Origin of the sequence: Microcoleus vaginatus HSN003, assembly GCF_022701255.1 — a bacterium.
Lineage (GTDB): Bacteria > Cyanobacteriota > Cyanobacteriia > Cyanobacteriales > Microcoleaceae > Microcoleus > Microcoleus vaginatus_B.
The window spans coordinates 3,254,629-3,268,267 of the sequence record NZ_CP031705.1 but is presented as its reverse complement, the minus strand read 5'-3'; the positions used below and the strand labels follow the sequence as shown (position 1 = coordinate 3,268,267).

Below are 13,639 nucleotides of genomic sequence, written 5' to 3'. Positions count from 1 at the left end.
TCACCATCGATTGCAACAACCCGATTTTTTCAAAAAATCGGGTTGTTAATTTTTTTTACCCACACTCGTTACCCCCAACTGGCAGCGTACACTGCTTCAGTGACAAAGAGGGTTGATAATCGCAGACAAAAGTTAGTGAAAAAACTTGAATTTTTGTGTAAATAAGTATCATGCAGTTGGGAATTCCTGAAAAGTGAACTAACATCCTGAGTTAAATATTCTTAATCTATAAAACTTCAAAAAATAGAGCCAAATAAACTATTAATTCTACCTGTTAAGCTAATCCGCCTTTAAATTGCATGGTCAAATAAACTTTCACTCTTGTGGGTTGCCAGGAAAGCCAGCCTTCAACACACAATTTAAATGCACAGCTTATCTTTGGCATTGAAAATGGTGCAACATCTCTGTTTAAACTTACATCTTGCACCATTGTCAAGAATAGGCAAGATGCCTGTTCCACAAGAGATGAATTTTATTGTGGAACAGGCATCTTGCCTGTTCCTAAACAAGTAATTGAAAATGGTGCAACATCTGAGTTTAAATCAATGTGGTTAGCTCGGTAAGTGATGCCGAACCGTCATCTGCCTAAAGTCGCAATAGTGTCTTCCCCCTATTGCAGGGCTGTTACTGAGGCTAAGTTCATCTTCAGTTGATGCCACTTCCCAAACTATGCTAAGGCCTTTGGGTTATTTCGCGGAGTTAGGGCGGATGTTCGATCGCTCTGCGCCCTAGTTGGAGCTTTAGCTCTGCTATATCTTTAATCTTTGCATCCCCACGTCATTTTATCTGTACCAGGTGCATTAAAACTTAATACAATATTTTCCAATAAAAATCCCGCTCTTGTGGAACGGGAAAGCCATCAGGGTGCATCTATGTATCTGACTATAAGTCATGGGGGGTATAACCCCTCATCGCTTTAGCAACTCTTTACAATTAGCCGATTATTGTAAAGATTTAGGTTTTATGTTGACTTATGAGCCATCTTATGAATCATAAGATTGCCGGATGGCGATCTTGAGCTTGGGGAAATGAAGATGGCTGGACTCAATAAAATTGGAAACAAAGACATCAAATACGATCGGATTTCGTGGATGATTCCAGCTTAGTCAGGGAAACACCTGAATTCCTCTTAGTTAATGGAATAGAGCAGGGATTGGGAGGGCGATGGTTTGTCAGAAACTCGTTAAGTTAGCAGGCGGCAAACCGATGGGACTGAGTTCGAGTTCCGGCTGATCAGACATCACCTGCTCCACATTCCACTGATTTTTGAACAGCAGCACGGGGCGTTCCCAACGGTCTTTTACCACAAGCGTGTTGAACAGTCGTCCGACTTTTTCCAAAGCGTCCCAACCCCCTGTTACCCAACGCGCGACGGTAAAGGGCAGAGGTTCCCAACGGGTTTCTGCGCCATATTCCTGAGCCAAGCGGAACTGCACCACCTCAAACTGCAGTTGTCCCACGGCTGCCAGAATCGGTTCCCGTTTACTCTCATCGGTGGAGTGCAAAATCTGCACTGCTCCCTCTTCCTGCAGCTCTGCAACTCCCTTGTTAAAGTTTTTGTACTGCGTGGGGTCAGCGTTTCTCAAGTAAGCAAACAGTTCAGGAGAGAAGGACGGAATCGGGGGATACACCAACTTTTCACCCGTGTACACCGTGTCACCAATGGTAAACGCTCCCGGATTGTTTAACCCAATCACATCGCCGGGGTAAGCATATTCCACGGACTCTCGCTCTTGGGCAAATAGCTTTTGGGGGCGGGACAGGCGAATGGTTTTCCCCGTGCGAGCGTGTTTCACCACCATGTCTTTTTCAAACTTACCAGAACACACCCGCACAAAGGCGATACGATCGCGGTGTTTCGGGTCCATGTTTGCCTGAAGTTTGAACACAAACCCGGTGAATTCTGGGTAGGTGGGCGATACTTCACCTAAGCTGCTCTCGTAAGCTTCTGGCTTTGCCGCGTAGTCCATAAAGGATTGCAAGAACAGTTCCACCCCGAAGTTATTCATAGCGCTGCCGAAGAACACAGGCGTCATTTCACCCCGGTGAACTGCCTGCAAATCCAGTTCTGCACCTGCACCTTCTAGGATTTCTAACTCTTCTTTGAACTGGTCATACAACTCTCGCTCAATGAGCGATTCAATCTGAGAATCGTCGAGGTCAATCATGGTATCTGACGCTTTCTTTCTGCCCTGGGCGGCGGTTCGCTGGAATAGGTGAATCTTGCGCGTTCTGCGCTCAAAAACGCCTTGGAAGCGATCGCCGGTGCCAATGGGATAGTTAACGGCATAGGTTGCCAAGCCCAACTCTTGCTCAATTTCGTCCATTAGCTCAAAGGGAGTTAGGCTAGGGCGATCGAGCTTGTTGATGAAAGTGAAAATTGGCAGGCGGCGCAAGCGACACACCTCAAACAGCTTGCGAGTTTGCCTCTCCAGTCCTTTCGCCGCATCGATCAGCATTACCGCGTTATCAGCGGCTGCCAGGGTACGATAGGTGTCTTCGCTAAAGTCTTGGTGTCCGGGGGTGTCCAGCAGGTTGAGGACGTGCCCTTGATACTCAAACTGCAACACGGTGGAGGTAATGGAAATTCCCCGCTGTTGCTCCAGTGCCATCCAGTCCGAGGTGGCACTTCGCTGTGTCCGCTTCGCTTTTACCGCTCCTGCTTCTTGGATGGCTCCTCCGTAGAGCAGCAGCTTTTCCGTTAGTGTTGTTTTTCCAGCGTCGGGGTGGGAAATAATCGCAAAATTACGACGGTGCTCAACGGCTTGAGCAATCCCGTCCTCTAACTCAGATGACGTTACAACCATGACAAAATCCTTATAGTGCCCTATCTTGAGAGCCTAGAATCGCTAAAACGATCGGCTCATTGCATAGGCAATGCCGGTCTTGAAACGCAATACGGCAATGCCAGAATTAAGGTAATGATCACAGGGCAATAGTTAGGGTGGGCACTGTTGGGCGATCGTCAGCAGGCTGATTCGGTTCGTTCTTGTAGGGATATAGTGAACCACAGTTTAAAGTATAGAAAACAGGACTCCACTTATATTAATAGCACTTAGGAGGCGAGTCAACAAGTTTAGCCGTTGGTGTAAGAGCTTATCGTTAGGAAGCGCAAGTAATTAAGTTAACGATGCCATTGGATGTTCAATCCAACAAACCGCATAGCGATCGCCTGGTTGGAGCGCGGTTGACATTGATGGAACTGTTGGCGATCGCGCAGGATCTGGAGCAAGTGTTTCCTGGCTAGGAAGAGGAAATATATATTTTTATTGCAAATTGTAGAGTCGTCGTGGTATGCTGACTTCAAACCATAAGTTCCCTTGTGGGTATTCATCCGTGAACAGATGCAAGTAATGCAGCAAAAAGCAATCTCTTCAGTAGCCCTAAGTATTGGGAATTGTCCACCCTAGCGTGGAACTAAAGTATTAATGTGACGAAAAGTTGTTGTCATCCAACAGTACAAAGCTTGGCGAGTAAATGCTGGTCTGAGTTGGATTAGTTTGCGTTGCAGTCAGTAAGTTAGCTATGGAGTGTTTTCAAACTCTATATTTACCGATCTGTTGCGAAGAAGAACCCCCCAGCCCTCCTTAAAAAGGGGGGAGAATGAGCGTCAAAGTCCCCCTTAAAAAGGGTGATTTAGGGGTATCTTCGGGCTTGAAAACAGACCCTAATCCCTCAGAAACACTCAAGGAATGAGCTTGTAGAAAAGCTCCTTTATAACTTGAAACGAGTTATTGGTTTTCACCAATACATAGTGCGGTGCAGTCTTTATAGATTCTGAATTAAAGCGCCCGCAACAGCTTATTTTCTCCTGATCGTACTCGTTTCTCTCACATCGCATGATGGGTGGGATCAAATGAAGTGCGTCAATAGTCTTGCCTTTTTTTCAGACAGCTACTTTAGGAGGAAACTTGAACCCAACAATTTTAAGGCGAGAGTGGTTTTTTAACACTCGACGAGACATTCTGGCAGGCGCAGTCGTGGGATTGGCACTCATTCCAGAAGCGATCGCCTTTTCGATCATTGCCGGAGTCGATCCCAAAGTTGGGCTTTATGCCTCATTTATTATCGCCGTCCTAACGGCATTTTTAGGAGGCAGACCGGGGGCAATTTCCGCTGCCACAGGAGCGATGGCTCTGCTAATGATTGATTTAGTTAAAGATCATGGCTTGCAGTATCTATTTGCCGCAACCTTGTTAACAGGGGTTTTTCAAGTTTTGTTTGGGGTGCTAAAACTGGGACGCCAAATGAGATTTGTCCCCAGAGCAGTGATGATTGGCTATATCAATGCGCTGGCGGTGTTAATTTTCCTCGCCCAGTTGCCCCAACTGACGAATGTTCCGCCGGCAGTCTATGTGCTGACTCTCCTTTCCTTGGCAATTATTTACATTCTGCCTCGTTTTACCAAAGCAGTCCCTTCTCCCTTAGTGGCGCTAGCGGTGATGACGATAGCTGCGATCGCTCTCAAACTCGATGTTCCCACTGTCGGGGATATGGGAGAGTTACCCACTGCGCTACCCAGTTTTGCCCTACCCCAAGTCCCGTTAACTCTAGAGACACTAGAGATTATCTTGCCCTATTCCCTGACCTTGGCGATCGTGGGTTTATTGGCTTCATTCTTAACCGCTTCACTGGTGGATGAACTCACCGATACCCCCAGTGATAAAAACCAAGAAGCCAAAGGACAAGGCATTGCCAATATCGTTACTGCCTTCTTTGGGGGCATGGCTGGGTGTGGAATGATTGGGCAATCAGTGATTAATGTGCAGTCGGGCGGACGGGGGAGACTATCAACGTTAGCGTCGGGGGTTTTCCTATTATTTGCCATTTTGTTTTTGCAAGATTGGGTCAAGCAAATGCCGATGGCTGCCTTAGTAGCCGTGATGATCATGGTGTCAATCGGTACATTTCGCTGGTCATCCTTCAAAAATCTTCCCCGCATCCCCCGCACTGAAACCGCCGTCATGTTAACGACGATGTTTGTGACAATTTTTACCCGAAATTTTGCCCTCGGCGTAGTGACAGGCATCGTAATGAGTACCGTATTCTTTTCTAACAAAATTGCCCAGTTGGTATTTGTGGATAAAGTATTGAGTGACGATGGTTCTCATCGCATCTATAAGGTAGCGGGACAAATTTTCTTTTTATCGAGAGATGAGTTTTTAGGGTCTTTTGATTTTACAGAACTGGTTGAGCGCGTCACCATCGATCTAACCTATGCTCACCTGTGGGATCAAGGGGCAGTGGAGGTACTCGATAAAGCCGTGCTTAAATTTCGCCGCAATGGAGCAGAAGTGGAGCTAATCGGGCTGAATGAAGCGAGTACGACCTTGCTGAATAAATTGGCACTTTCTCAAAACTCCGATGCCCTGAAAAAGCCGTAGTATTTTAACCTTTCAATCCTTTATTTTTCAATGGCTAAAACCACGATGAAAACTATTTTGCTTTGTACCGATGGTTCGTCTTTCGCTGAAAGTATTTATCGATATGGAGCTTGGTTTTCTATTCGCTTCCCTGCCCAAATCCAGGTGCTACTTATCACCGATATTCGTAGTCAAAAAGTAGCTTACACTGGTAACTTAAGTGGTAGTATTGGTCTGGGCGCTTCTGAAAAATTGCTGAATGAATTAGTGAGTTTAGAACATGAAAAAGCCAAGCTGAACAATCAAAAAGCCAGATTAATTTTGCAAAAGGCTGCCGAAACCTTAAAAAATGAAGGCATAGAAGATTTTAAGTTATCTAGTAAAGCAGGATTTCTGGTAGATTCTTTTCATGAATTTGAAAATAATTCAGATTTGATTGTTTTAGGTAAACGAGGAGAAGCGGCGGATTTTGCATCGGGACATTTAGGGGCAAATGTAGATCGGATTGTTCGGAGTAGTCATAAGCCTTGCTTAGTGACTCCCCGTGAATTTAAAGCGATTGAGCGTATTTTAGTGGCATACGATGGTAGTCTAACGGGAAAGAAGATACTGCAATTTTTAGTAGAAAATCCTTTCTTCAAAAGTTTGGAATTACATCTACTAAAAGTGACGAAAAATGACTCATATCAAAGGGCGAACGCTAGACTCAGTGAAGGAAAAGAAAGATTGCAAGAAGCAGGATTTGAGCCAGTCTGTAGCGTCATAGAGGGTGAATCTGAAAAAGCGATCGCCAACTATATTAGCCAGCATGATATCAGCCTTTTGCTAATGGGAGCTTACGGACATAGCCGTATTCGCCATTTAGTGATTGGTAGTACCACTGCCCAACTGCTGAGAAGTAGCAATATCCCTGTATTGCTATTCCGTTAACTCAATTTAAATAAATTCAGCTTGATTTTTTAAGGGAGGAAAAGTTTCCATGCAAATAATCAATCAAATCCATTTCCGTAACGTACAAGGAGATATTCTTGGGGGGTTAACGGCAGCGGTTGTTGCTTTACCGATGGCATTAGCATTTGGTATTGCTTCCGGTGCGGGGGCTTCTGCCGGATTATGGGGGGCAATATTAGTCGGATTTTTTGCTGCTTTATTTGGCGGTACACCGAGTCTAATTTCTGAACCAACAGGCCCGATGACAGTAATTGTCACCGCAGTTATTAGCGGACTCACGGCTAATAATCCTGAAAATGGCATGGCAATGGCATTTACTGTGGTGATGATGGCAGGATTAGTTCAAATCCTCTTTGGGGTTTTGCGATTGGGGCGGTATATTACGATGCTGCCCTATAACGTGATTTCTGGATTTATGACAGGAATTGGTGTGATTCTGATTTTTATGCAAATAGCACCCTTTTTAGGACAAGCAACTCCTAAAGGTGGTGTCATTGATGTGATCAAGAATCTACCGACTCTCATCACTAATCTCAATCCTTGGGAAACTTTTTTAGGGTTAATAACTTTAGCAATTCTGTTCTTTTACCCGACTTCATGGAAAAAGGTTGTACCACCGCAACTGGTGGCTTTAGTTATCGGTACGGCAATTTCTCTAATTTTATTTAGTGGTGTTGAGATTCGCACTATTGCCACTATTGGAAAAATTACTCCCGGTTTGCCTCAATTCCAAATGCCTACTTTTAGCACTGAAAATTGGCAGTTAATGTTTGTTAATGCAATGGTGTTGGGCATGGTGGGATCAATTGATTGTTTGTTAACTTGCCTCGTGTCTGACAGTCTCACTCGTACCGAACACAAATCTAACAAAGAGTTAATCGGGCAAGGTATTGCTAATGTGATTACTGGTTTATGTGGTGGAGTTGCTGGTTCTGGAGCGACAACGGCGACTGTAGTTAACATCCAAGCCGGTGGACGCACTGCATTATCTGGTATTAGTCGGGCTTTAGTGCTGTTAATCGTCGTTTTGTGGGCGGCTCCTCTAACTTCTGGCATTCCCCTGGCTGTGTTAGCTGGGATTGTCTTAAAAGTAGGGATCAATATTATTGATTGGGCTTTCCTCAAACGGGTTCACAAAATTTCTTGGAAGGCAGCCGGCATTGTCTATACTGTGGTATTTCTCACGGTGTTTGTCGATTTAATGATAGCTGTTGCCGTAGGGGTATTTATTGCTAATATCTTGACGATTGACAGCCTTGAGCAACTTCAATCCAAATCTGTGAAAGCGATTACTGATACTGACGATCAAATTGTCCTCACTGAGGAAGAAAAGCAACTTTTAGATTTAGCAAACGGGCGCGTTTTACTGTTCCATCTCAGTGGTCCAATGATTTTTGGTATTGCCAAAGCCATTGCTAGAGAACATAGCGCTATTGCCAATTATGATGTTTTGATTGTCGATTTAGGTGAAGTTCCTATGCTGGGCGTAACGTCTTCTTTGGCAATCGAAAATGCGATTAAAGAGGCGATTGAGGCTGGGCGGCAAGTGATTGTTCTTGGGGCAACAGGGAAGGTAAAACGTCGCTTAGAAAAGTTAGGTATTGCTGGTTTAATTCCCGGACATCACTGGATGGGCGATCGCCTGACTGCACTACAAGAAGGTTTAGCGATGGTTCGTGAAAAGCAAGGCCATAGCTACGATGAAATGGGCAAACCTTTTCCCTCTCTTTCTTAATCAAAACGTATCCGTGCAGGGGCTGTTCAAAACCAGTAACAGCCTTTGTCTTAATCAAAACGTATCCGTGCAGGGGCTGTTCAAAACCAGTAACAGCCTTGTCTGCAGGAGATTGCAGGCTATCAAAATTCAAAAGCTAAGTAAGAAGTGTACAGAATGAAAAAAAATATAAGTAAGTGAAACTTACGAGTGGGAGGACCATATTTTGCTTACAGAAGCACGAAGCCCAGTTTGTGTATAAAAAAGTACAGACCTACATCAAAAATGGAATTGAGTTGTACAACTGTGACATCGTATTTGATGTAGGAGCAAATATTGGCTTATTTATTCTGCCTCGCTTCACGAAAGCGGTGCCTTCGCCATTAGTGGCAATTGTAGTGATGACCGTTGCTGCGATCGTTTTATTGAAATTTTCCACCAATTCTATCTGTACCAGGTGCATTAAAACTTAATACAATATTTTTCCAATAAAAATCCCGCTCTTGTGGAACGGGAAAGCCATCAGGGTGCATCTATATATGTCTCACTATAACTCATAGGGGGTATAACCCCTCGTAGCTTTATCGAATCTTTACAATCCGAAAGTTTTTGTAAAGATTGAGGTTTTTATTTGACTTATAAGCCGTTTTATGAAACTAAAATGGAAAATGCTGACATTTATACAATCAAGTGAGTTTGCTCTGAATAATCAAAACTTTAATCTCCCTTACCAGGCTTCGGCCAAGGGTGGATCAAATACCATAAGATAGCTAAATTTCCGATAAATATCCCTAACTTAAGTACCGTGACCCCGTGAACTAATTCATATATTTCAGGGGGGATACTGATGCCTACCAGCACTAAAACTAAGATTGTTGTCCAGTCTTTTTCGTACCACAAACCAACTGCTTAAACAGCCGTTTAAACTGCATAAAATGCTGCGGTAAGTCCGCTAAACAGTAAGTTTTTAGGCTTGACCATGAGAAGTTTATTTAGGATGAATTCAATAATTTTTAGTTTGCTTTCTAACAAATAAGATTGCGAAAAACTTTCTCAAACTTGATGATTTTTCAGGGAAAAAAGCTAAGCGATTGAAGTGACTGCCAAGAGGGAAGCCACAAATGTTTTGTAAAGGACAATTGCAATTAAAGCAGGAGCGTGATGTTTCTTCACCTTAATTCTCGAAATATCAATAATGTGCGATCGCCTGGTGAGCCTGTTTGGGATTGAAAACTAAAAATTCAGTAGAGTGCGTCAGCAATGAGCTAATCAAGTAGAGAAAAAATAACGCGCTGCTGACGCACCTTACTAAGCTTGAGGATAACGTTCTGTTAAGAAAGAGATAGCAGCAGCCCGATCGCCCAAATCGCCATCCAACCTCGCCGCCAACAAATCATCCAACATTCGTTTAAACCCAGGCCCCGGCTTATAACCCAAAGCCTTCAAATCGTTGCCATTCAAAGGCGGCTCAACATTCGCCCATTTGGTGAGATATTCCCAGATTTGGCGGCGGAATTTTCGCGGACTTTGTAGGGCGATCGCAATTAACACCGGCAACTCATAATTTCTCAACAGCAGCACCAATTGACTTGGCAACTCGCACTTAGGCAAATTCTCTGCTAACTGATTCTTTCCGGCTTCCAAAACTTCCAACCGCTTAATGCTGTCAGCAGGTAACTGAAGATTTGCAGCCACCTTGCCGCGATATTCCGGTGCTAAATAAGCTATCAAAACTTCCAGCCGCATCTGCCAATCGGGAATATTGATAATTGGGAATGGGGAATTGGGAATGGGGAATGGGGAATGGGGAATTGGGAATTGGGAATTGGGGATAGTTTGTTCCTTCTTCCCTCTTCCTTCTTCCTTTTTCCCTCTTCCCTCCTCCTTCTTCCTGACCTCCTTTACATCCGTTACATCCGTTACATAATCCGTTGCCGAACCTTCCTTCTTCCTTCCATTCAAACACCGATCGAGCAAACGCAGTTGCCGCCACAACTCCCGATCCAACTCCAAACTAGGATGAATGCAGCGCAAAGCCTGCAAATCTCCCAGCATTTGCAAAGCAACTTTCCAGTAAGGAGCTTGCAAAATGTATTTCAATTCGCTTTTCAGTCGAGTTTCCAAAGCCGGAGTTCGGCCATTTTCCCCCTGAATTCGGTAATAAATCCCGCTGGCCAAAGCGTTGCGGATGTATCCTTCCGTCTGCGGCTCAATTTCAAACCCCAACCGCACCGCAAACCGCACAGCGCGATAAATTCGCGTCGGATCTTCGATAAAACTATTGGCGTGCAAAACTCGAATTTGCTTCGATTCCAAGTCCAGCAAACCGCAAAAAAAATCTAACAATTCGCCACTGCGAGGAACACCCAACCGCACAGCCAGCGCATTAATTGTAAAATCCCTGCGGTACAAATCTTGGCGAATTGAACTCGCTTCAACTTCAGGATTTGCAGCCGGATAAGGGTAAAATTCAGTGCGAGCCGTAGCGATATCCACCCACAGCGAGCCGAAAGCAGAGTCTTTGGGCCACAAAAGCGCGGCGGTTTGAAATTGACCGTGAACGTCCAAACGCGATTCCGGGTAAAGTTTTTGCAGCGATGAAGCTAACTCGACACCAGCACCGGAATCATCTGAACCGCACTTTCCATCCACAACCAAATCGATATCTGTTAGCGCCAGTGTATCATCCGTGGCTAAGAGTAAATCCCGGACTGCTCCACCCACAATATAAAGTTGCCAGCCGCGATTGTGGGCAATATTGGCGGCGATCGACAATAATTGCCATAATTCGGGACTGATGCGCGATCGTAACAACTGCTCAACCGATTCGGGCACGGGACAATGAGAAAATTCTGCATTGCTTCCCCTGTCTCGCGCTTTTTGCTGGTGCAATTCCCGCAAAACATCAGTCCGAGTCACAATTCCCACCAGTTGACCGTTTTCCAATACTGGCAAGCGTCCGATATCATACATGACCATTAAACATTCAATTTCCGGCAGCAAGGTATCTGGGGCGATCGTTTTTAACTGCCAAGTCATGTAACCTTTCACCGGGGCGTGACTGAAACCGTGGTGCAGGGCAATGTCAATGTCGCGCCGCGAGATAATGCCAGCGAGTCGATCGTCGGCATCGACCACAGAAAGCCCCGAATGTCCGTAACGTAGGAGGATACGGTGAGCTTCTCCCACTGATGTTTCCGGGCGAATACTCCGCACTGGAGACGACATTAATTCGCGGGCTGTGGGAGGGTGGGGAATTTGAGCTTTGAGTTCGTCAGCTAACTGATTTAAAGTCAGCAGGGCGTCAACATCGCGGGTGGCGAGGGAAGCGGCGCGGGCGTGGCCTCCGCCGCCGAAGGGTTTGAACAATTCGCTGAGGTTTGTTCCTTCGATGCGCGATCGACCGATAATAGTTAATCGATTGGAAACTGGCGATTCGGGATCGATGTTGCGGGTGTTTTCGTTTTCGCCAAAGTTATAAACATTACCTAAAAGCAGAGCATCGGTTTCAGTTAAATCAAGTAAGCGAGAAGCCAGGGAAGAAAGTCCCGGAACATAAGCTTCAGTAGATAGCAGCACCCAGGCTACGCTGTAACCGTGCAAAGTTTCCGATCGCAAATTATTCAGCGCTTCTCTGAGCAAATCTTGCAATTGAGGAGACAAACCGGGTTCTACATATTCAGCGATTACCCCCAAACTCGCTCCCTGTTCCATCAACCACGCCAAAGCTATTGCATCTCGCGCAGTTGCGCCCTCAAAGGTGAGGGAACCTGTATCGACGTGGATGCCGAGAGCCATTACTGTTGCTTCCGAAGGCAGAAGGCGAGATGGTGTGTCGCTGTTTTCTGCTTGATTTTTGAGCTTTTCGACAATTAATGTTGTGCTGGCTCCGACTGCTTCGATCTGTGTAACAGTAGCGGGGATGTCGGAATGCGCCTCTAGGTGGTGGTCGAAAACAGCAATTTCGCTCACTTGTGGCAAATCCAGCCACTCGGCGGCTTTTCCCAAACGATCGCGCCCTGAGGCATCAACTATAGTAATCGATCGAATTTGTTGCGGATTGACCGATCGGCGTTCAATCAGTGGGTACTCGTCACGGTGTAGCGCCAAAAAATCTCGCACCGTCGGATGACACCCGCCCGTCAATACGATCCTGCTACCGGGGCGCAGCACGCAAAGTCCCACCGCCGCCCCCAAGGCGTCAAAATCTGCTGTTGTGTGGCACAAAACTAAGTCCATAGCCGAAAATCCCGCATCTCTAACTCAAACAGTAGCAATTTCTCGCTCTCTGAAACCGGATGTGTCGATCGGACTTTAAGTTAACCTTTCGAGTTTTCTGTGCTGTAACGAACAATGATAAAATTGATAAAAATCTTAAGAGCCGCTGACGCCTGTTCGCGCAACGCCCGAATTTGCCCTGGTTCTTTCGTATCAATCAACCGACAATCTCTCGATCGACTATCGGGAAACTGTCAAAAACTAGAATTTGGAAGATTTTTTTCGGTTCTGGGAAACTATTTCTGGTCAACGCACGGTTATATCGAAAGGAGAAAAGATGTTATCAATTCTGTTTCAAGTGGTTTTACTGGGTCTGGTACTGCTGTCTTTTGTGATGGTCGTTGGCGTGCCGGTTGCTTATGCCTCTCCCCAAAACTGGAATCAGTCTAAAGCGCTGATTGTTGCCGGTTCCGGTCTCTGGTTTTTGCTGGTTATTGCAGTGGGTGTATTGAACTTTTTAGTCGTTTAATTTTACCCCCACTCTCTCGAAGAAAGAAGGTAAAAGATAGAAGGATGAAGGCATTCGCCAGGGATTGAAAGGCATTCGGCAGAAGCTAGGAATTTTCCAGACCGCGCGACCCTGTATGTTTTTGCACTTGAGATTCAGATGAGATGCTGCTGCTTTCTGACTTTTGCCTTCTCACAAACAAAAATCTAAAATCTAAAACCTAAAATCTAAAGTAGAACACTATGACTGTTTTTGAGGGAACTTTTACTCACACCGAATCTTTGCGATTTGCTATTGTCATCGGTCGTTTTAACGATTTGGTGGTTAACAAACTTTTGGAGGGATGTCAAGATTGTTTGAAACGCCACGGGGTTGATATTAATCCTCATGGCTCTCAGGTGGACTTTTTTTGGGTTCCGGGAAGTTTTGAGATTCCTTTGGTGGCGCGCCAAGCTGCTCTTTCTCACCGCTACGATGCGGTAATTTGTCTGGGTGCGGTAATTCGGGGCCAAACTCCTCATTTCGATTTTGTGGCTGGTGAGGTTGCTAAGGGAATTGCTGCTGCTGCTTTTCAGACAGGGGTGCCGGTGATTTTTGGGGTGGTGACGACTGACACGATGCAGCAAGCTTTGGAAAGGGCTGGAATTAAAAGCAATTTGGGCTGGAATTATGCGATGAGTGCTTTGGAAATGGGCACTTTGATGCGCCAAGTTAAGGGTTTGGGAACACACTCTTACGATCATCGATTAACTACTGGGTCTGCTGCTCAAGTGCTTTCGGGTGATGCAAATCTGGCGATCGCCCCGGATGTATCGTCGGATCAAATCCCCTCGTAAGTTTGGCTAGCAGTATTTTTAAGGTCAAAAAACATCAAGATTTGCATCG

Annotated in this window: 9 protein-coding genes; 6 read left to right on the top strand and 3 right to left on the bottom strand. The window is 45.4% G+C overall.

The features are described from left to right. Positions 1-1,172 precede the first annotated feature (1,172 nt). Complete coding sequence (gene prfC / locus D0A37_RS14145) at positions 1,173-2,807, bottom strand: peptide chain release factor 3 (RefSeq protein WP_242725068.1); 1,635 nt, start codon at positions 2,805-2,807, stop codon at positions 1,173-1,175. A gap of 1,104 nt (positions 2,808-3,911) precedes the next feature. Here prfC and D0A37_RS14140 point away from each other — a divergent pair. The 4 genes from D0A37_RS14140 (at position 3,912) to D0A37_RS14125 (ending at position 8,501) form a co-directional block, all read left to right on the top strand. Further along, on the top strand, positions 3,912-5,384 hold the full coding sequence (locus tag D0A37_RS14140) for a SulP family inorganic anion transporter (RefSeq protein ID WP_242725066.1): 1,473 nt from the start codon (positions 3,912-3,914) through the stop codon (positions 5,382-5,384). Positions 5,385-5,414: 30 nt separating this feature from the next. Then, positions 5,415-6,293 carry a universal stress protein gene (locus D0A37_RS14135; RefSeq protein WP_242725063.1) on the top strand — a complete coding sequence of 293 codons (879 nt, stop codon included), beginning with the start codon at positions 5,415-5,417 and terminating at the stop codon, positions 6,291-6,293. Positions 6,294-6,342: 49 nt separating this feature from the next. Further along, on the top strand, positions 6,343-8,049 hold the full coding sequence (bicA, locus tag D0A37_RS14130; protein WP_242725059.1) for a bicarbonate transporter BicA: 1,707 nt from the start codon (positions 6,343-6,345) through the stop codon (positions 8,047-8,049). A gap of 233 nt (positions 8,050-8,282) precedes the next feature. Further along, positions 8,283-8,501, top strand: coding sequence for a hypothetical protein (locus D0A37_RS14125; RefSeq protein ID WP_242725057.1), 219 nt, complete (start codon positions 8,283-8,285; stop codon positions 8,499-8,501). Between the two features lie 244 nt (positions 8,502-8,745). On the opposite strand, the gene D0A37_RS14120 is transcribed toward D0A37_RS14125, so the two are convergent. After that, a complete protein-coding gene (locus tag D0A37_RS14120; RefSeq protein ID WP_242725532.1) occupies positions 8,746-8,889 on the bottom strand; it encodes a DUF2127 domain-containing protein in 144 nt (47 codons plus the stop codon). 447 nt (positions 8,890-9,336) lie between these two features. Then, positions 9,337-12,267 (bottom strand): CBS domain-containing protein, encoded by a 2,931-nt coding sequence (locus D0A37_RS14115; RefSeq protein WP_242725054.1) that lies wholly within the window; start codon positions 12,265-12,267, stop codon positions 9,337-9,339. Positions 12,268-12,583: 316 nt separating this feature from the next. Between D0A37_RS14115 and psbZ the strand changes: the two genes are divergently transcribed. Together psbZ and ribH are read left to right on the top strand one after the other, a co-directional pair. Beyond that, positions 12,584-12,775, top strand: coding sequence for a photosystem II reaction center protein PsbZ (psbZ, locus tag D0A37_RS14110; protein WP_190745261.1), 192 nt, complete (start codon positions 12,584-12,586; stop codon positions 12,773-12,775). Positions 12,776-12,996: 221 nt separating this feature from the next. Continuing rightward, complete coding sequence (gene ribH / locus D0A37_RS14105) at positions 12,997-13,590, top strand: 6,7-dimethyl-8-ribityllumazine synthase (RefSeq protein WP_242725051.1); 594 nt, start codon at positions 12,997-12,999, stop codon at positions 13,588-13,590. Positions 13,591-13,639 lie beyond the last annotated feature (49 nt).

Coding starts and splice junctions, on each gene's coding strand:
- prfC (WP_242725068.1), bottom strand. CDS start 2,807: ATGGTTGTAACGTCATCTGAGTTAGAGGACGGGATTGCTCAAGCCGTT.
- D0A37_RS14135 (WP_242725063.1), top strand. CDS start 5,415: ATGGCTAAAACCACGATGAAAACTATTTTGCTTTGTACCGATGGTTCG.
- bicA (WP_242725059.1), top strand. CDS start 6,343: ATGCAAATAATCAATCAAATCCATTTCCGTAACGTACAAGGAGATATT.
- D0A37_RS14115 (WP_242725054.1), bottom strand. CDS start 12,267: ATGGACTTAGTTTTGTGCCACACAACAGCAGATTTTGACGCCTTGGGG.
- psbZ (WP_190745261.1), top strand. CDS start 12,584: ATGTTATCAATTCTGTTTCAAGTGGTTTTACTGGGTCTGGTACTGCTG.
- ribH (WP_242725051.1), top strand. CDS start 12,997: ATGACTGTTTTTGAGGGAACTTTTACTCACACCGAATCTTTGCGATTT.